We start from the raw sequence: 18,562 nt of genomic DNA on the forward strand, positions 1-18,562 counted from the left end.
ACGTACGCCCTCAGCGCGCAGACGTCGAGCGATGCACTCAGTGGGGATCCGCCCCCAGCTGGTTGCGGTTGCGCCGGAGGGCCTGCATCACCGTCCGTCCGGCCGCGATCGCACCAATGAGTATGTAGATGTAGAACGAGTACACCCGCCACCAGATGAGCGACGCCGCCATGAGCCGGGGGGACAGGACCCCGCCTAACGCGGCGTTGAAAGCGAATTCCACCACGCCACCCCCACCTGGTGCGGGCGCAATCGCCGCCCCGTAGAGCAGGGCCATCGGCCAGAGCACCAGCGAGGAGAACGGCGCCTCCTCGCCGTACGCTGCCGTGACCAGGGGAAGGATCGCCAGGCGCCCCATGACATGGAGGATCGAGAAGCCGAGGGCGGCGAACATCAACCCGCGATGCGCAGTGCGCAGCGAGCCGGCGGAGGCCCGGAGCTGGCGCAAGGAAAGCTGGATTCGTCGCCAGGCCCCCGAACCGATCCCCATCCAGCGTACGAGCGGCGGGCGCGGCCCGTTGGCGCGACGCTTCGCCAGGATCAATCCCAAGAGCCCCGTCCCCAGGACGCCTGTCGAATAAATCCCCACGGTCAGCAGGATGCCGCGCACGATCCCCGACTGGTCGTGCCACCAGATCCCGAAGGCGATGGCAAGGATGGCCAACGAGACCATCTCAAGGAACAACTCGAGAAACAGCACGAGCAGGACACTCGCCACGGGAACCCGGGCCTCGGTCAACACGAGGAAGCGGGCGGGTTCTGCTCCAGATCGTGACGGCGTGATGGACGCGGCGAAGTCGCCGCCCAGGATGGTGCGGGCGGCCACCCCAAACGGGGTGTGGACGCCGATCGCCCTGGCGCTGAGGATGATCTTGAGAACGCGACAGACGATCTCGAACCCCACCGCCGCGAGCAGGAGCAGGTGCGACCCCCAGGGGAGCCCGAGTGGGGCGCCGCCCTCAGGCCAGCTGGACGAGACCACGTAAACAGACACCCCGACCGACGCGGCAAACGACAGGGCGGTGAGGAACCAGCGAAGAGGGGTCAAGTCCGACGGGAGAAGGGCTCGGGCCTTCCTACGGTGGGGCCCGCCACAAATCTTCGCGTTCTGCCGTGTGGTGCCAGTGGCAGGCCTTGCGGGCTCCGGATCAAAGTCCGAGCATGACGCGCTAAGCACGTGGTCCTCCGGCGGCATCGAACCAGGACCATGACGGTGCCCGCCCTCACCCTCCACCCGCGCGTGACGGCCCCGAACCTCGACCCTGCGGACGATCGCGAACTCGCCCAGCGTGCCCAGGCGGGTGACATGCGGTCATTCGAGGCCCTGTTCGGGCGGCATGTGGGACGCACCTTCGCCCTCTGCCTGCGGATGACGGGCGAGCGTCAGCGTGCGCGCGAGCTCGCGCATGACGCCTTCGTGCGGGCGTGGGAGAGACTGGGCTCGTTCAAGGGGGAGGCCGCATTCGGTACCTGGCTGCATCGCCTGACGGTGAACGTGATCCTGGAGGCCGCCCGCTCCCAGCGACGGCGTGAGGCGCGCGTGGCCCTCGCCGACGACACGGACGACGACGTTCAGGCGGCGCCGGAACTCACCCCGGCCGACGTGGGGGACCGCATCGACCTCGAGCGGGCCATCGCCAAGCTGCCACCGAACGCGCGCCAGGTCTTCGTGCTCCACGACGTCGAGGGCTTTCGCCACGACGAGATCGCCGATCGCATGTCTATTGCCCCGGGCACGGTGCGCGCGCACCTGCACCGGGCACGCAAACTCCTCATTGCCTGGCTGGATCGATGACACATCCCGAGGTATCGCACCTTAACGACTACGTGGACGCGCGGCTCGCCGCCGAGCCGCAGCGCGAGGTCGAGCGGCACCTGGCGGACTGCGCGCCGTGCCGGGAGGAAGTCGCCGACCTGCGACGCCTGCTGGCCGCGACGGCGGCCCTTCCGGAGGCGCTGCCGGCGCCCGAGGGGCTATGGGCGGCGGTCCGCGAGTCGATCGACGAGCGCCGGGTGGTCGCCTTCCCGGGATCGCGTGTGCGGCCGCGTTCCTGGTCCACGCGGAGGCTGGTGGCCGCGGCGACGGTCCTCGTGGTGCTGTCCTCCGGGACCACGGCGCTGCTCCTGCGCGACCGCGCACCGGCCGCGCCTCCCGAGGGGGCGACCCTCCTTCCCGCGGCGTGGCTGTCCACCGAGAGTGGCTACATCGAGAGTGCAGCCTCGCTCCAGTCGCAACTCGACGCGCAACGCGCGGTGCTTGATCCATCCACGGTTGCTGCAGTGGAGCGCGCGCTGGCCACGGTGGACGCGGCGATTGCCGAGGCGCGGGACGCGCTGTTGCGTGACCCGGCGAATGCAGCACTGCTGGATCTGCTGGCATCCAACCATCGACAGAAAGTTGACCTCTTGCGGCGGGCCACCCAGCTCGCATCCAGCACATGAACCCGTTGCGTGTCCTGTCGGCCCTGGTCGCGTGTGGTGTGGCGACCGCTGTGGCGGCCCAGCAGAAGGTCGAGCGCCGCCATCACGTGACGCGCGACGTGTACGTCCGCGTGAATGGGTCCTTCGCGTCGTTGCGGGTCACGGCGTGGGATCGCGACTCGCTGCTGCTCAGCGGCGACGTTCCCAAGGGAACACGCGTCGACGGTGGCGTGAGTGAGGCGCCGTCCAAGGGGGTGAAGTACTACCTGGAAGGACCCGCCGGCGCGGCGGCCACAGGCAAGCTGGAGCTGTTTGTGCCGTCCGGGGCCACGGTGTGGGCGAAGGCCGCGAATGCCACGATGGAAGTCGCCGGGGTGACCGGCGGCCTGGACCTGAACATCGTCGGCGGGCGCATCACGGTCAGCGGCACGCCGCGAGAACTCAACGTGGAATCCATGGACGGGGCGGTCACCATCACGGGGACGCCCGGGTGGATGCGCGTCAAGACGGCCAGTGGCGCCATCGTCGTCAACGGCGGGTCGCCCGACGCGGGTTTCACCACCGTGAGCGGCACCATCACGGCGCGTGGGGGAGAGTACGAACGTGCGCGCATCGAGTCCGTCACAGGCAACGTCGTGTTTGGCGGCACGATGCGGCGTGCGGGCTCCCTGACCATTGATTCCCACAGCGGCACCATCGACCTGGCGCTGCCGGCGAAGGCCTCACTGGACATCGAGGCCACGACCATCGCTGGCAGCATCCTCAACAACGTCACCTCACGCCGCCCGACGCCCGGGCGGGAGGGCCGCGGCGAAGAGCTGAGCCTCGGCCTTGGCATTGGCGATGCCCGGGCGACGTTGCGTTCCTTCAAGGGGAACATCCGGCTCGTTCGGTCCGACGCAGCACCGGCCAAGCCGGGTTAACCGGCGGCGATTGCCGGATTGCCTCGCACGGGGCGTGGGTGATTCGCACTCACGCACCCACCGGTACAGACCTCATCACACATCGAGACCACCATGACCAGGCTCCTTCTCGGCGCCCTCGCCGCCGCTTTGTCCACGACCCCGGCCATTCCCACCGCCGCGACCAGCGGGCCCCCGTGGATCAGCATCGAGTACCCCGTGAATCCGTACGACAGCTCCACGAAGGATGCGTTCCTTGTGGTTCACGCCTTCCATCACGGGAATCCCATGAATTTCCCGGTGAGCGGCACCGCCGAGGGGATCGTCAACGGCCAGCGGCGCACCGTGCCCCTGGAGTTTGCGCGGACGTCGCGCACGGGCGTGTTTGCCCTGAGGAAGCAATGGGCGAGCGAAGGCGCGTGGACCCTGGTGATCGGCGTGGCGCAGGGGCCGGAGGATCGCGTGTCCGCGATCGTTGAGTTGGACCGCGCGGGGCAGGTGGCAAAGGTCACGGTCCCGACGCGTCGCCAGGAGGGGCACACGTTGCCTGCCCCGGTCGTGATGCAGGAGGTCGAGTACGCGCTGCGCGCACGTGCGGGTTGAGCGTCAAAACCAAGCGCCCCGGCCGTTGCGGCCGGGGCGCTCATCGTACGATGATCACCAGGCGGTCACGTTGTAGCCCGAGCTCTGCGGTTCGGGGGCCGGGGTCTTCGTACCCTTCGTCGTGCCGGTGGGGGTCGTCGTGGTGCCGGTCGTGCTGGTGGCGCCAGTGGAGGTCGGCGCCGCCGTGACGGCCGATGAAGCCGTCAGGTAGCCGGAGCGACGGGCGGCGGAAGGGCCGGTGGCGTCCGAGCAGGCCGTCGTCGTGACAAGGAGAAGGGCGGCGGCGGCGGCGAAGAAGCGGCGGGTCGTGGACATAGGAAGTGTTCTGAGTGGCAGGAGGAGTGTGCGGCGTGTCACGGGATTGACTCTGCATTAAGCACCACCCATGCCGGACTCGTGATGCAGCGCACAACGGCGCGCTCTGCCGGGTCCGCGCGCGCAACCGATGCCGCAGTCGGTCAGGGTGGCTGCCTTTCCATGCGTCGAGACGCGCGTTCGGTCGGTTCGTCCGACGTGCGGATTCGCCGGGCCCTCCAGCGAAATGCGGCCGATGCCGCGGGATGCAAGGCGCGGCGGAAGGTGTGGCCACGCGGATACATCCCGACACTCCTGTTCGTCAATACAGGCCAACTCCCCTTGTCGCGCCTCCCCACTCCCCTGCGCGGCGCTCATCCGCGTTTCTGCTTGCATGTCGGACGCAGGACCCACTTCTCCCACCGCCGCAATCGACGCACACGAAGACCTCTGGGAGGCGCGTTTGGTGCGCGCCCGGGAGTTTGAACGGCTGGGGCAATGGGGGGAGGCGCGCGCTGAATACCTCACCGCGTTGTCGGAAGCGACGGCGCGCGAGGGCACGCGCCTCCAGGTTGACCTGCTGCGCTGGGTGGCACGCACGTACCAGGAGGCCGCAGAGTTCACTGAGGCCCTGGCCTTCCTGGCGCGCGCCGAGGGGGTCGCCAGGCACTACGGCGAACGGTCCGGGCTTGGGCATTGCCTGAACTTGCGGGCCATCATCAGTTGGCAGCGCGGCGACCTCGACGAGGCCAGCCACTTCTATGCGCAGGCGCTGGACCTGGCGCGAGAGACCAACGACCTGCACCTCGCGGCCCTTGCCGCACAGAATCTCGGGGTGGTCGCCAGTGTACGCGGCGCACACGAAGAGGCCCGCCAGTACTATGAAGTGAGCCTGGCGGCCTGTCGCGCGCGCGGGGCCCTTCGCGAGATCTGTACGACTCAGAACAACTTGGGCCGCCTCCACACGGAGACGCGCGACTGGGACGCGGCGGAGACGGCGTTCGCCGAGGCAGAGGACCTGGCGCTCCAGGTGGCCGACCATTCGGTTCATGCCATCATTGTCCTGAACCACGCGGAGATGTGCGTGCGCAAGGGGGATGTCGCCGCAGCGGAGGCGGCCTGCGCGCGCGTCATGATGGATGGTGGGTCCGTGACTGGCGCGACCGCGCACGGCTACCGCGTCCAGGGCCTCATCGCCCTCGCCGCGGGCGATGCCGTCCAGGCGGAGCGCTCGTTCGCCGATGCGGAACGTTATGCGGTGCAGCGAGGGGACCAGCTGCTGCGTGCCCAGCTCGCCCGCGACCGTGCGGAGCTGTACCGCGGCCAGGGCAGGACGCGCGACCTGCTGCTGGCGCTGAACACGGCACGTCGGCTGTACTCGGAGATCCGCGTGCCGCAGGCGATCACCGAAGTGCTTGGCATGACGGAACGCCTCGAGCGCGAGGTGCTCGAGGTGGTGCGCCGCTGGAGCGAGTCGATCGAAGAGAAGGATCAGTACACGCGGGGGCACTGTGATCGCGTGGCGGAGCTGGCCTGCGCTATCGCGCGGCGTGTAGGTGTCGAGGCGGACCAGATGTTCTGGTTCCGCGTGGGGGCCCTCCTCCACGACGTGGGAAAGGTCGTGATCTCCTCGGACATCCTCAACAAACGCGACAAACTCACGGCAGATGAGTGGGCCGTGATGAAGCTGCACGCGCGTGCTGGGGCGGACATCCTCGCCGAGCTGGACTTCCCGTACGACGTGGTACCGTGCGTCCGCTCCCACCACGAGAACTGGGACGGATCAGGGTACCCGGACGGGCTCCGGGCGGAGGAAATTCCGCTCTGGGCGCGCATCGTGACGTTGGCGGACGTCTACGATGCGTTGACCACCGAGCGGAGCTACAAGCAGCCCCTGTCGAGTGAGGCGGCCCTCGAGGTGATGCGGCGTGATGTGGGCCGACAGTTCGATCCTGCACTCTTCGATGCCTGCATCGCGGCAGTGGGGGAGGTGGTGACGCACACCCTATCGGCCCCAGCCCAGCGTCGATCGGCGTTGAACGTCGGGGCAGTTGAACGTGACGACCTGACCGGCCTGCTGCTCCGCAAGGCGGTGTTGGTGCAAGCCCAGGAGTGCCTCGCAGAGGCTCGGACGCGCGGGGAGGCGCTGTCGCTCCTGGTGATCGACGTGGACCACTTCAAGTTGGTTAACGACACCTTCGGACACCTGCAGGGTGACGACGTGTTGCGCGCCGTCGCGGCGGAGATGCGGGACGCGGTTGGTGAGCGCGGGATCCTCGGCCGCTACGCCGGGGATGAGTTCGTGTTGCTCCTTCCCGGGACGGAGCACGAAGTTGCGCGCGCGATCGCGGCCGACCTCTGTGCCTCGGTGGCCACGGTGCGCCTCGCGATCCGCGAGCGCCGCGAAGGCACTGTCGGCGTCACGCTGTCGATTGGCGTCGCCACGAGCGATGCGTCGACCGGCGAGATGGAGTCGCTCTTCGCCGCGGCGGACCGCGCGCTCTACGTCGCCAAGCGGCGCGGGCGCAACCAGGCGGCAAGCGCCACCGAGGCCGATGAGGAACGCCAGGTCGCCGCCCTGCACTTCGACCGGTTTGTCGGCCGCACACGGGAGATGCGCCTGCTCCTGCAGGAGCTGGAATCCGCCTGCGGCGGCAGCCCGCGCCTGGCGTGCGTGGTGGGGGAAGCGGGCATCGGCAAGACTTCACTGGTGCGACAGCTCCAGCCAGAGGTGCGCCTCCGCGGGGGCCTGATGGTGAGCGGGCGATGCCTCGCGACGGACGTGAAGCCTCCATATGGCCCGTGGGCGGAGATCGTGCAGGCCATCCACGCGGCGCACCTCGTCCCACCGGACGCCCGATGGCCCGAGCTCGCACGGCTGGTCCCCGCACTCGGCGCCGGACAGGAACCATCGCTCTCGCCCGGATCGAAGTACGCGCTGCTGGCCGAGTTGTCGGCGTACCTGCGTCAGGCCTGTCACCGCGTGCCGCTGACCCTGGTGGTCGACGACGTCCAGTGGGCCGATGCATCCACCTGGGATGCCCTCGAGTACGTGCGCCACCACCTCGAGGCCGAACGCCTGTTGATCTGCATGACGCTACGCGCCGAGGACGCGTCGCGGGTCACCGAGCGGCGGCGGCACCTCTCACGTGACGAACGCTTCCGCGATGTCACGCTGCACCGGCTGGCCGAGGACGACCTGCGCACCTGGCTGGAGACGATCCTCCACCAGGGCGAGATCGAGCCCAGCTTCCTGCGGTTTGTCCACCGGTACACGGAAGGCAACCCGCTCCTGGTGGTGCATGTGCTGCGGTCGTTGCAGGAGGCGGGGGCGCTCTGGTACGCCGGACGGCGCTGGCAGTGGCGCGATCGGCCGGACCTCGAGTTGCCGACCGCCGTGACGGACCTCATCGATGCACGGATCGAGCGCCTGGGCGAACGGGCTCGTGCTCACCTCACGGTAGCGGCCGTGGTGGGGCGGTCGTTCGACCTCGAAACGGTGCTCGTGGCCGGTGGCATGGACGAGGACGAGTTGCTCGATGCGCTGACCGAAGGGACGGTGGCGCACGTCGTCGAGGAGGTTGGCGATCCCGCGGAGGAGCACTATGCGTTCTCCCACGGGCTCATCGCCGATGCGATCAAGGCGCGCGTGCCGCGGCGCCGCTTGGCGCGTATGCATGGACAGGTGGCGACCGCCCTCGAGCGGCTGCGGCCCGACGCCATCGCCGTGATCGCGGCGCACTATGACGCCGCCGGGACGCGCGACAAGGCGCACGCGTTCGCCGTCCGCGCGGCAGAGCGGGCCGTTTCGGTGTACGCCCATGACGAAGCGGCGGCCTCATACGCGCTCGCCGAACGGAACGCCCCCGATGTCCAGGCCCTCAAGGCGTGCCGCTTTCAACGCCTCCACTCGCTCGAGCTCGCCGGCGCCTACGAGGCGGCCGAGTCCCTGTGCGACCTGCTCCTCGCAGAGGCCGCGACCGCCGGTGATAGTGACCCGCTGTTCTCGGTGCGCCGGGCGCGCGAGCGGATTCGGGGGTTGCGAGGGCAATCGCTCGCCCAGACAGCGGAGGCGGTGCACGTGCTGTTGGCACAGGTCACGGCCGCCGGCGTCTGGCATGAACAAGTGGAACTGCTCGGGATGCTCTCGCGCATCCTCCTCCGGCGCGGTGAACAACAGGAAGCGCGACGGCTCGGCAATGAAAGCGTCGCGGTGGCCGAGGCGCACGGGAGCCGGGCACTGCTCGCGACCACGCTGATGCACCTCGGGTCCGCCGTGATCGAGGTGGATTCGACGGAGGCCCTGCAGTGCTACGAACGCGCGCTGGCCACGTTCACCGAGATGGGGGACCTGGTCGGCCAGGCACGCGCAAGCATCAATTTGGGGATCGCGTTGTCGCGTCGCGGTGACGACGCCCGGTCACAACAGGTGTACGAGTCCGGGCTGGCGCTGAGTCGGCGCATCCACTCGCCAGACCTGACCGGGCTCGCGGCGCTCAACCTCGGCGTGCTCCAAATGAAGCGTGGGGCCTTTGCCGAGGCCGATGCCTCGCTGGGCGAGGCGATGGAAGGGTTCGCGGTGCTGCACAACGAACCGCATCGCCTCGCGGCGCTGTACAACCAGGCGAACCTTGCCCTGGAGACCAACAATGCGGAGCGTGCGGCGCGCCTGTATGGCGACGCGGCTGTCGCCGCCGCCGCGATGAACCAGCTCGATGTGGAGGTCGGTGCCCGGGCCGGACAGGGGCTGGCGTGGCTCGCCCTGGGCCGTGCGGACGATGCTCGGGGATGCCTGCAGGCGTGCCACCTGCACCTGCGGGCCCAGTCCGACTGGTGGTTTCAGGGTCGCCAACTGCTGGAGGCGCTCGCCGTGCGGCTCGCGGTGCTCCAGGGGGATCGGCACGCGGCCGCCGTGCGATTCCAGGAGGGGCTGCAGCGCGCCGAACTTTCGGACGCGTATGGCCTCGCCTGGTTGGTCGCCGATGTCACCGGTCCGTTGGACGACCTGGGGGTGCCCGATGGCTGGCCCCATGTCGCGCGCCTCGCCGCGTGGGTTGAGGCGTCCGACTATGCGTCCCTGACGGCGAGGTATCGCCAACTCAACGCTCGCGCGGCCGCCGGCGCCGAGCCGTAGCGGTCGCCCCCCGGCGCGTGCTGGGGGGCGACGGGGGAGGGTGCCGCCTAACGCCGTTCGAGGCCCTGCAGGGCCTGACGTTCCTTGACCCAGTAGGGGGTGGGGAATGCCCGCGTCGACGGCCAGACCTCGTTGAGGGTATTCCCCTCGAGCAGCCGCCCGGCCTTCATCACGTAGCGGATCGCCATCGAGTTGCGGATGTTGTCCATCGGGTTGGCGTCGAGCACGAGGAGGTCGGCGGCCTTGCCCGGCTCAATCGAACCCAGGTCCTTGCCGTAGCCGATGGACTCGGCGCCGAGGATGGTGGCGATGCGCAGCGCCTCGTGGTTGGTCATCCCGCCGGACTGCAACATCCAGAGCTCCCAGTGCGCGGCCGGGCCATCCTGCTGGCCGTGTGACCCCAACCCGGCAATGCCGCCGGCACGGATCACGTCGCGGACCCCCTGGGCAATGAGCGGGAAGTTGTAGTCCTCTTCGACGATCAGCGGACGGCGCCGGGCCTGGCGGGAGAGCAGCTCCGCGGGGGTGAAGTACGACGCCTTGGGGTCGGCGTGCAGGTCGGTGCGGGCCCGGAAGTAGCCGTCACCGGCCGGCGCGCCGTACGCCACGACCAGCGTTGGGGTGTACGCGATCTTCGCATCGGCCAGCACCGTCACCACATCCTTGTAGAGCGGCACCTGCCCGATGCTGTGCTCGAAGGCCGTGTAGCCGTCCATGGCCAGCTGGATGTCGAGCTTGAAGTCCGCGGCTCCTTCGTTGGTGGAGTTGATCTGTTCGGCATGCGCGGCCTGCAGGATCCACTGCCGCTGGATGCGCCGTGGTTGCAGGTATTGCTTGAGCGAGTTGACACCTTGTTGCTTGTAGCGACGCACGACCTTCAGGGCGTCGTCGTATGAACGGACGGGTACCTGGTTGAAGGTGAGTGGAGGCCCCGTGGCGAAGACTCGCGAGCCGATCATCTCGCCCGTCTCGATCAATTCGCCCCAGGCGATATTCTGCCGTGAGCCGGACGGGTTGCGCGTGGTGGTCACGCCGTAGGCGAGGTTGGCGGCGATGCTCCACTCCTGCTCCGGCGCATTCTCCGCGCCCGTCTTGGGATGCGCGTGGGCATCGACGATGCCGGGCATGATCGTCTTGCCACTCACGTCGATCACGCGGGTGCCGGCGGGGGCGCGGACGCTCCGCCCGACCTGCGCGATCCGGCCATTCTCCACCAGCACGTCACCGCGGGGAATCACCTCATCGCCCTTCATGGTGATGATCCGGGCGCCACGCAGTAGCACACGACCAGTGGCCACGGCCCGCGGCGCCTGGTGGGTGATCACCGCATGCGTGGCATTCCATCGCGAGGACTCGGCATAACGCAGGACCGTGTCCCGGCTGGCGCGGTAGTAATGATTGGCGAACGACCAGGCGACGCTTCGGCCACCGTCAGCCCAGGTGGCGTAGTTGGCTCCCTCACTCGTCAGCCGACGCAGCGGGACCGATGGGGCGTTGAAGTTCACGGCGATCCCCTCGGCGCCCCCGTCCGTCAGCGGCAGGACGTAGGCGTCGTCGCGCTCCACCACGATCATGGCGCGCTGGTCCGGCGCGACCCGGATGAGGGGCAGCCCAAAGTTGGATTGCGTGGTGAGGCGTGCGTGCGTGCGCTTGTCGGTCCCGTCCATCCGGAGCGAGACCAGCGCGGTGGTCTGCGTCTGCTGAAAGCCGGGCGGTCCGGGCACGGCTTCGGCGAAGTACACACGGGCCGGCCCGGCCGAGGTGGCCGTGACCAGCGACACGTACGATCCCGAGCGCGTGATGACGACCGGATCGCCCCCGTTCGCACTGACCGCCCGCAGCTCGGACATGGACGCCACGGGGCCGCCGCCGAGCGCGGCGCGCACCGGCTGCGACGTGTACACGATGCGATCGCCTTCGGGTGCCCACATCGGGCCGCTGACCGCCGCGGGGGTGCTCGTGAGTCGTTGTGGCATGCCGCTGCCATCGGCGCGCGCCTTCCACAGGAAACCGCCCAGCGAATCACTCCAGCTGGCCCAGGTGACCCACTGCCCATCGGGCGAGTACGCCGGCGAGTGCTCGCGGCCGGACGCGGTGGTCAGTCGCCGCGGCGTGCCGGCGGTGGTGCCCTGCAGGTCAACAGTGTACACCTTGCCTAACGCCGAGTATGCCAGCTGTCGGCCGTCCGGCCGCTCGGCGATCCCCTGGAGCTGGGTGACGGCCACGGGGCCATCAGCGAGGGTCAGCGGGTGGAACAACCGTTTCCCCATCCCCACCTCGACGCTGGCGGTGAAAGGGATAACGCTCACCTGCTTCGTCGCGAGGTCCACGCGCTTGATCTTGCCGCCGCCGGGAAAGACCACGGCCCTGGAGTCCGGTGTGAAGGCAAACGAAGGCAGAACATCGTTGGGAGCGTACCCCTCCTGGTCGTCGCGCTGCATCTCCGGCGCGAGCCACTGGTCGTCGTCGGTCTGCAGGTTGCGAATGCGGAGCGCCGTCTTCGTGCGCGCCCGTGTGGCGTACACGAGCCAGCGGCCATCCGGCGAGACGATGGGGCGCAGGGCGCCTCCTGCTCCGGCGGTGATCGGCCGTTCCTGGCCGGTGGTGCGGTCGAGCGCGATCACCTGGTAGGCGCCGAGGTTCTCGCCGCCGTACCCGCCGGGATGCGAGCCGAAGTAGACCATGCGACCGTCAGGCGACACGCTGGCCCCGGTGTTCGTGCTTTTCGCGTTTGGCTTTGCCGGGTACAGCTCCACGCCGCTGCCACCATCCCGGTGGTAGATCCACAGGGGCACGTTCGTCAGGTAGTTCTCGGCCGTGGGATACGGGCCGAAGCGCCGGACGATGAGGTATTGGCCATCCGGGGTCCACGTCGGCGAGGAGAGCGCGTTGTCCACCTCGCGAGTCAGGCGGCGGGCACCCGTTCCGTCGGCGTTGATGAGCCAGAGGTTGTCGCCGCCATCGCGGTCGGAGATGAAGGCGATGCTGCGCCCGTCCGGGGACCACTTCGGCATCCCGTCCCACGCCATCCCGTTCGTCAGGCGGGTGGCGGTGCCTCCGGCCATGGGCAAGGCATACAGGTCGCCGAGCAGGTCGAAGACGATGGTGCGTCCATCCGGGGAGACGTCCAGCGACATCCACGTTCCCTCGTCGGTGGTGAACCGGAGGGTGCGCTCCGCGGTGATCGGGAGCGCGACGCTGGTGTCGGCGGCTGACGGTGTCTGGGCCGCGAGGACGGAGGGGAGGAACGCGAGCGAGAACGCGAAGCGACGCAGGGGGGGCATGGCGGCGGGAGGTGGGGACCGACGTCGAACCTGTGGGAGGGGGGAGACGCTGGCAAGTCGGTCACGAACCATCAAGCGCACTGGCCCGCGTCGACCGGCGACTCCGTGGCGCTTTCGCGATGCCGAGTGCGCCTGTGGAGGCAAGGCATCCGTCCCGCGTCCCTCCGCCTGCCCTCGTGTTCGAGACACTGCTGAATCACCCGCTCATGGGAGGACGCGCCAGTAGCTGGCTTGCCCTCCTCGCCCGTCACCGCTTCGAGATTGATCCCCGGTACATCCCTCGTGCCCTCACGGTGTCGGCGGTCACGGCGCTCCTGGCCCCGCTCCGCCTGTTGCACCGCGTGCGCTTCGGAGGCGGATCCGCGATCGTGCCCTCTCGACCGCTGTTCATCATCGGACACTATCGCAGCGGGACCACGCACCTCAACAACCTGCTCGGCTGTGATCCGCAGTTTGCTACCATGGCCACGACGCAGGCTATCCTGCCAGAGCTCTTCCGTTTTGCGGCGATTCCGCGCGTCTTCCGCGCCGTGTTACCAGCGACCAGGCCGATGGACAACATGGCGATGGCGCCCGAGTTGCCCGAGGAGCCGGAGCATGCCCTCGGCGCGATGTCCCAGTCTTGCCTGTATCATGGCTTCTGCTTTCCGCGGGCTTTCCACGAGAACTACCGAAGCTGGGTGTCCTTCGAGTCCGGGGATCAGGACGGGGAGCGCGTGGCGCGCTGGCGCGACCAGTATCGTGTCCTCCTCGCGATGGCGTCGGGCGTTGGTGGCGGCCGGCCGGTGCTGGCGAAGAATCCGGCGGACACGGGGCGCGTGCCGCACCTGCTCCAGGCGTTTCCGGACGCGCGCCTGATCTTCCTGGTGCGTGATCCGGTCGTCACGTATGCGAGCACGCTCAAGTTCTATCGCGCGATGCTGGACGACTACGCCCTCCAGTCGATCGACCGCGCCGCGCTCAGGGAGATCGTTCTGGCCACGGGTGAGGCCATGCTTGGCGCCTATCTCCAGGCGCGGGACGCCGTCCCTGCGGGAGCGCTGGTCGAAGTGCGCTTTGAGGATCTGGAATCCAACCCTGAGGGGACGCTCGCCCGCGTCTATTCCTCCCTGGACCTCGACGGGTTCGAGAATGCGCGCCCATCCTTTGCGCGATACCTCCGTTCGCAGGAGGGTTATCGAAAGAACGCCTTCGACGTTCCGACTGACGAGGTGGCGGAGGTGCGGCGACGCTGGGGGCCGCTCTTTCACTTCTGGGGGTACGGGTCGCCGCCAGCCCGGCTTCTCGAACGCGTGCTGGTCCAAGGGGACGAATCGACCGGTTCGTGATCCGAGCCACATTGGATGACGTGAATTCGAGGATGCTCGCGCCATGAGGGGAAATCGAGCCCCAATCACATGTCATCCGATCGTCGCCGCATCGCCATCACGGGAATGGGTGCCGTTACCCCCATCGGGTGCGGCGTGGAAGAGTTCTGGCGTGCCCTGCACGCCGGGAAGAGCGGGGTGCGCCACGTCCGCAATCCGGCGCTGTTGCCGTTCGGGGTCTGCATAGGCGGCGAGGTCGACCTCCCGGCTGGTGCAAGCGGACTTCCTCCCAAGATGGAGCGCCGACTAGGGCGTCATATCATCCTCGGCGTCTCGGCAGCGAACGAAGCCATCACCCACGCGGGGTTCACCCCAGCGGAAATCACACGGGGTGGGCATCGGATCGGGGCCATCTTCGGGACGGGAGACGCCGGAGACGGTCTGCACTACCAGATGTCGCGGCGCATCGCCGAGGGGACCCTGGATTCGGTCGGAGCGTTCTATGCCGTTGGCGCGATTCCCGGGACGCCACCGGCCCTCTTCGCCAAGCAACATGGCCTGCGCGGGCCCAACTTCGCCGTCAGCTCCGCGTGCGCGAGCAGCAATCACGCGTTTGGGGTGGCCGCCGCCCTGATTCGTACCGGTCAGGCCGACGTGATTTTCGCCGGCGGAACGGAAGGCGTGGTGGACGTGCCGGCCATGGCCGGCTTTGGCGTGATCGGTGCCCTGTCGCGTCGCACCGGGGATCCCGCGGCGGCGAGCCGTCCCTTCGACACGGAGCGGGACGGGTTCGTCTTGGCGGAAGGCGCAGGGGTGTTGTGCCTGGAGGCGTGGGAACATGCCCGCGCGCGTGGGGCCACGATCTACGCCGAGTTGCGCGGGACGGCGTTTACCTGCGATGCGCACGACATGGTGAGGCCGCACCCTGACGGGGAGGGCGCCCAGCGGGCGATGGACGAGGCCTTGCGCGACGCCGGGCTCGCGCCCGCCGACATTCACCTGATCAACGCGCACGGGACCTCCACGCTCCTCGGTGATCTCGCCGAATCGCGGGCGCTGCACTCCATCTTTGGTCAGGGGAGCGGCGGCATCCCGGTGCACAGCACCAAGTCGATGACCGGGCACCTGATCGGCGCCGCCGGCGCGGTGGAGGCGATCGCGTCGATCCTCGCCATCACGCGCGGGGTGGTGCATCCGTCGATCAACGTCGACACCCCGGACCCCGCGCTGGACCTCAACGTGGTCCGCGAGGCGATGCAGGCACCCATCGCGCACGTCCTGTCCAACAACTTTGCGTTCGGCGGCCAGAACGCCACCATCATCCTGAGTCATCCCGATGCCTGACCTCCGCCAGCCGGGACGTCGCGTGGTGGTGACCGGGATGGCCACCATCAACCCGCTGGGTGACCAGCTCGACGCCTACCTCGAGGCGTTGCTCGCGGGGCGTTCCGGGATCGGTCCCTGGCGTACGCTGGACGCCCGGCACCTGGAGTGCCGGGTGGGCGGTGATCTCGGAGATTACGACACGGCTGCCGCATTGGCGCGGCTCCGTCCCCAACTCCCGGTTGCCATGGGACGCACGGCGCACCGCCTGATGCGCGCAACCAACTTTTCGGCGCGCCTGACCATGCTGACGGCACTCGACGCCTGGTGTCATGCGGGGTTGTCCGGGGCAGACGTTGATCGGTGGCGGGTGAGCGTCCCGGTGGGAGGCCACAACGTGAACTCGCGCTACATCGCCGAGAACGCCACGCGATATCGTGACGACCCCGACGCCATGGATGCACTCGCCGGGATTCACGGCCTGGACACCAACGTGGCCGGGTGCGTGGCGGAGGCGCTGCAGGCGCGTGGGCCGACGATGACCCTGGGCGGGGCGTGCGCGAGCGGGAACCTCGCCTTGCGGGCCGGCTGGCGGGACATCACGACAGGCGAGGCCGACATCGCGGTGGTGTGTGGGGCGCCGTTCGACATGACCGAGATGGACGTGCATGCGTCGGCGGTACTGAGCGCCGTGGTCGTCGATCCGACACTGCAGGAGGATCCGACGCGGGCGTCGCGACCGTTCGATGTCCGTCGCGCCGGGTTCGTGCCGTCGCATGGGGCCGCGACGATCGTGTTGGAATCGCTGGACCACGCCCGCGCCCGACACGCATCGATCCACGCGGAGCTCCTCGGCGTGCGGGCCAACGGCAACGCGTCGCACCTCCCCACCCCAAGCTGGGAGATGCAGGCCAAGCTCATTCGCGCGCTCCTGGATGGAACCGGAGTGGCCGCCGACCAGGTGGATTATGTGAACTGTCATGCCACAAGTACGCCGCTGGGCGACGGTGAGGAGTCGCGGGCTTTGCGCGAGGTCTTCGGGGCCCACGCCGCCCGGCTGCGAGTCAATGCGCCCAAGTCGATGCTGGGGCACACCTGCTGGGCGGCGCCGCTGGTCGAGACCATTGGCGGCATCCTCCAGATGCGGGCCGGTCGCCTGCACCCGTCGATCAACGTGGACACGCAGGATCCGGCGATCGAGCTGGACGTCTGTCGCGAGGGAGCCGTGGACTGCGACGCGCAGGTGATGCTGAAGAACGCCTTCGGTTTTGGCGGGATCAACTGCAGCAGCCTGTTTGCGCGGGAGGCCGCATGAGCCGCCCCGGGGTGCTGGTGACCGGTGGCTCCCGCGGAATCGGGCGGGCCATCGTCGGGGAACTCGTCGCGGCCGGATACCCCTGCTGTTTCACCTGGGTGCAGGACCAGGCGGCCGCCGAGGCGACACTCGCGGGGGTGCGGGAGCGACATCCCGGGGCCATGGTCGAGTGCCTGCAGCTCGACGTGCGTGATCCCGCGGCGGTCGACGCCGCGGTGGACCAGGCGACCGAACGACTGGGGACCATCGGCGGGTTGGTCAACAACGCGGCGATCGTGCGGAACAACGCGGCCGTGATGATGAGCAATGAGGAATGGGACGACGTCCTGCGTACCGACCTCTTCGGACCGTTTTATGTGGCGCGGGCGCTGCTCATGCACTTCCTGTCGCGCCGCGATGGGCGGATCGTGAACATCAGCTCGGTGGCGGCCGGTGGGTGCAGCGGTGGGGTGAACTACGCGGCGGCGAAGTCGGGGTTGGAGGGTATGACCCGCACCCTCGCCCGCGAGTATGGGAGCCGCGGGGTGCGCTGCAATGCGGTCAGTGTCGGGTACGTGCCGACCGACCTGACGGCGGCGAGTCTCTCGCCGCAGTTGGAGCGCTACTGGACGGAGTATTGCCCGCTCCGCCGTGTGGCCACGGGTGAAGAGGTGGCACGGGTCGTCCGCTTTCTCCTGTCGGACGACGCCTCGTTCGTGAACGGCGAAGTGCTCTCGGTCGCCGGCGGCCTGACGTACTCGCCATGACCACGCGCCCGGTAGGCATCGATGCCCTGAACCTGTACGGCGGGTCGATGGCGCTCGCCCTCGCCGACCTCGCACGCGCGCGTGGGGTAGACCCCGGTCGCACCCTCGGCGGCTTGATGGTCGAGCAGCGAGCGGTGTTCCCACCGTGGGAGGACGTCGTGACGATGGCGGCGACGGCAGCCCGTCCCCTGGTCGAGGAAATGGACCGGGCCGAGATCGGCCTCCTGGTCGTCGGGACCGAAAGCGGCATCGACTACGGCAAGCCGATCTCCACGCAACTGCTGAATCTGCTTGGGCTCGGCAGCCACATCCGCAATTATGAGGTGAAACACGCCTGCTACAGCGGCGTGGCCGCGCTGACGATCGCGCTCGACTGGATTCGCGCGGGACACCATCGGGGCCGCAAGGCGCTGGTGATTGCGAGCGATGCCAGTCGGGAGCACCTCGGCGAGTTGCACGAGTATGTCCTTGGCGGCTGCGCGACGGCGATGGTGGTCAGCGATGCGCCGCGAGTGCTGGAGTGTGACCCCGCCCGCGGTACTTGGTCGTGCCATCGCTACGACACGTTCCGGCCCACGGCCATTCGCGAGGTGGGGAACGGCGACCTCAGCCTGCTCACGTACCTCGAGGCGCTGGAGGAGTCCTGGACCGACTACTGCAGCGTGGTCCCGGACACGCGCTTCACCGACGACTTCGATCGCCTGGTCTTTCACACTCCGTTCGCCGGCATGGCGAGCCAGGCCCATCGCACCCTGTGCGGGGTCGTCGGGTACCGCGGGCGCGCGGCCATCGCCGAGGACTTCGCACGGCGCGTGCGGCCGTCGCTGGCCTTTGCCCAGGCGTTAGGCAGCCCGTACGCGTCGTCAAACTTTGCCGCGCTCGCCAGCCTCGTCGGCACGGATCCGGAGCTGCCCGAGGGAGCCCGGGTGGGATGCTTTAGCTATGGGTCGGGAGCCATAGGGGAGTGGTATCGCGTGCGCGTGATGCCGGGCGCCCGCGCGGTCGTTGCGCGACGTGGCATCCCATCGGCCCTCGCCGAACGGCGCACCGTGACGGTGGCTGAGTATGAGGCCAACGAACGCGCCCGCACCGTGATCGTCGACGCACCGGGGGCGACGCCGGCACGCGACGTGGTGCCGGGGCTGATGGCAACTCACTACGACGGGCGACCGCGGCTCGTCCTCGAGGAAGTCCGCGACTACCAGCGCATCTATCGTTGGGGGGACCAGTGAT

The 18,562-nt window shown here is 68.8% G+C and carries 13 protein-coding genes; 10 read left to right on the plus strand and 3 right to left on the minus strand.

Annotation, left to right across the window (positions count from 1 at the left end; all coding sequences use genetic code 11):
• Positions 1-37: 37 nt before the first annotated feature.
• Positions 38-1,048: a flippase-like domain-containing protein gene (locus tag IPK85_21890; protein MBK8250017.1), complete on the minus strand. Its 1,011-nt coding sequence runs from the start codon at positions 1,046-1,048 to the stop codon at positions 38-40.
• Between the two features lie 159 nt (positions 1,049-1,207).
• On the opposite strand from IPK85_21890, the gene IPK85_21895 reads away from it, so the two are divergent.
• From IPK85_21895 to IPK85_21910, 4 genes are all read left to right on the plus strand, one after another.
• Positions 1,208-1,795 carry an RNA polymerase sigma factor gene (locus IPK85_21895; GenBank protein ID MBK8250018.1) on the plus strand — a complete coding sequence of 196 codons (588 nt, stop codon included), beginning with the start codon at positions 1,208-1,210 and terminating at the stop codon, positions 1,793-1,795.
• A complete protein-coding gene (locus tag IPK85_21900; GenBank protein ID MBK8250019.1) occupies positions 1,792-2,442 on the plus strand; it encodes a zf-HC2 domain-containing protein in 651 nt (216 codons plus the stop codon). Before IPK85_21895 ends, IPK85_21900 begins: the two co-directional genes overlap by 4 nt.
• Positions 2,439-3,344: a hypothetical protein gene (locus IPK85_21905; protein MBK8250020.1), complete on the plus strand. Its 906-nt coding sequence runs from the start codon at positions 2,439-2,441 to the stop codon at positions 3,342-3,344. Before IPK85_21900 ends, IPK85_21905 begins: the two co-directional genes overlap by 4 nt.
• A 93-nt stretch (positions 3,345-3,437) precedes the next feature.
• Positions 3,438-3,926: a hypothetical protein gene (locus IPK85_21910; protein ID MBK8250021.1), complete on the plus strand. Its 489-nt coding sequence runs from the start codon at positions 3,438-3,440 to the stop codon at positions 3,924-3,926.
• Positions 3,927-3,980: 54 nt separating this feature from the next.
• On the opposite strand, the gene IPK85_21915 is transcribed toward IPK85_21910, so the two are convergent.
• Positions 3,981-4,241: a hypothetical protein gene (locus tag IPK85_21915; GenBank protein MBK8250022.1), complete on the minus strand. Its 261-nt coding sequence runs from the start codon at positions 4,239-4,241 to the stop codon at positions 3,981-3,983.
• Positions 4,242-4,614: 373 nt separating this feature from the next.
• On the opposite strand from IPK85_21915, the gene IPK85_21920 reads away from it, so the two are divergent.
• On the plus strand, positions 4,615-9,354 hold the full coding sequence (locus IPK85_21920) for a diguanylate cyclase (GenBank protein MBK8250023.1): 4,740 nt from the start codon (positions 4,615-4,617) through the stop codon (positions 9,352-9,354).
• Between the two features lie 47 nt (positions 9,355-9,401).
• Here IPK85_21920 and IPK85_21925 read toward each other — a convergent pair whose 3' ends face one another.
• A complete protein-coding gene (locus IPK85_21925) occupies positions 9,402-12,638 on the minus strand; it encodes a PD40 domain-containing protein (GenBank protein MBK8250024.1) in 3,237 nt (1,078 codons plus the stop codon).
• A gap of 176 nt (positions 12,639-12,814) precedes the next feature.
• Here IPK85_21925 and IPK85_21930 point away from each other — a divergent pair, with 176 nt between their 5' ends.
• The 5 genes from IPK85_21930 to IPK85_21950 all read left to right on the plus strand — a co-directional run bounded on the left by IPK85_21930 (position 12,815) and on the right by IPK85_21950 (position 18,561).
• On the plus strand, positions 12,815-13,966 hold the full coding sequence (locus IPK85_21930) for a sulfotransferase (GenBank protein ID MBK8250025.1): 1,152 nt from the start codon (positions 12,815-12,817) through the stop codon (positions 13,964-13,966).
• Between the two features lie 69 nt (positions 13,967-14,035).
• Positions 14,036-15,289, plus strand: a complete 1,254-nt coding sequence (locus tag IPK85_21935) for a beta-ketoacyl-[acyl-carrier-protein] synthase family protein (protein MBK8250026.1) — start codon at positions 14,036-14,038, stop codon at positions 15,287-15,289.
• Entirely contained in the window at positions 15,282-16,583 is a 1,302-nt protein-coding gene (locus IPK85_21940) for a beta-ketoacyl-[acyl-carrier-protein] synthase family protein (GenBank protein MBK8250027.1), read from the plus strand. The genes IPK85_21935 and IPK85_21940 overlap by 8 nt, the downstream gene beginning before the upstream one ends.
• Entirely contained in the window at positions 16,580-17,329 is a 750-nt protein-coding gene (locus tag IPK85_21945) for an SDR family oxidoreductase (protein ID MBK8250028.1), read from the plus strand. The genes IPK85_21940 and IPK85_21945 overlap by 4 nt, the downstream gene beginning before the upstream one ends.
• Positions 17,326-18,561 carry a hydroxymethylglutaryl-CoA synthase family protein gene (locus IPK85_21950; GenBank protein ID MBK8250029.1) on the plus strand — a complete coding sequence of 412 codons (1,236 nt, stop codon included), beginning with the start codon at positions 17,326-17,328 and terminating at the stop codon, positions 18,559-18,561. Before IPK85_21945 ends, IPK85_21950 begins: the two co-directional genes overlap by 4 nt.
• Position 18,562 lies beyond the last annotated feature (1 nt).

It is taken from the genome of Gemmatimonadota bacterium (genome assembly GCA_016712265.1).
In the GTDB taxonomy this organism is placed as follows: domain Bacteria; phylum Gemmatimonadota; class Gemmatimonadetes; order Gemmatimonadales; family Gemmatimonadaceae; genus RBC101.

What these genes read in the sequence shown, in the direction of transcription:
- IPK85_21900 (MBK8250019.1), top strand. Translation starts at nt 1,792, where the DNA reads ATGACACATCCCGAGGTATCGCACCTTAACGACTACGTGGACGCGCGG.
- IPK85_21910 (MBK8250021.1), top strand. Translation starts at nt 3,438, where the DNA reads ATGACCAGGCTCCTTCTCGGCGCCCTCGCCGCCGCTTTGTCCACGACC.
- IPK85_21940 (MBK8250027.1), top strand. Translation starts at nt 15,282, where the DNA reads ATGCCTGACCTCCGCCAGCCGGGACGTCGCGTGGTGGTGACCGGGATG.
- IPK85_21915 (MBK8250022.1), bottom strand. Translation starts at nt 4,241, where the DNA reads ATGTCCACGACCCGCCGCTTCTTCGCCGCCGCCGCCGCCCTTCTCCTT.
- IPK85_21950 (MBK8250029.1), top strand. Translation starts at nt 17,326, where the DNA reads ATGACCACGCGCCCGGTAGGCATCGATGCCCTGAACCTGTACGGCGGG.
- IPK85_21945 (MBK8250028.1), top strand. Translation starts at nt 16,580, where the DNA reads ATGAGCCGCCCCGGGGTGCTGGTGACCGGTGGCTCCCGCGGAATCGGG.
- IPK85_21935 (MBK8250026.1), top strand. Translation starts at nt 14,036, where the DNA reads ATGTCATCCGATCGTCGCCGCATCGCCATCACGGGAATGGGTGCCGTT.
- IPK85_21920 (MBK8250023.1), top strand. Translation starts at nt 4,615, where the DNA reads ATGTCGGACGCAGGACCCACTTCTCCCACCGCCGCAATCGACGCACAC.
- IPK85_21925 (MBK8250024.1), bottom strand. Translation starts at nt 12,638, where the DNA reads ATGCCCCCCCTGCGTCGCTTCGCGTTCTCGCTCGCGTTCCTCCCCTCC.
- IPK85_21905 (MBK8250020.1), top strand. Translation starts at nt 2,439, where the DNA reads ATGAACCCGTTGCGTGTCCTGTCGGCCCTGGTCGCGTGTGGTGTGGCG.
- IPK85_21895 (MBK8250018.1), top strand. Translation starts at nt 1,208, where the DNA reads ATGACGGTGCCCGCCCTCACCCTCCACCCGCGCGTGACGGCCCCGAAC.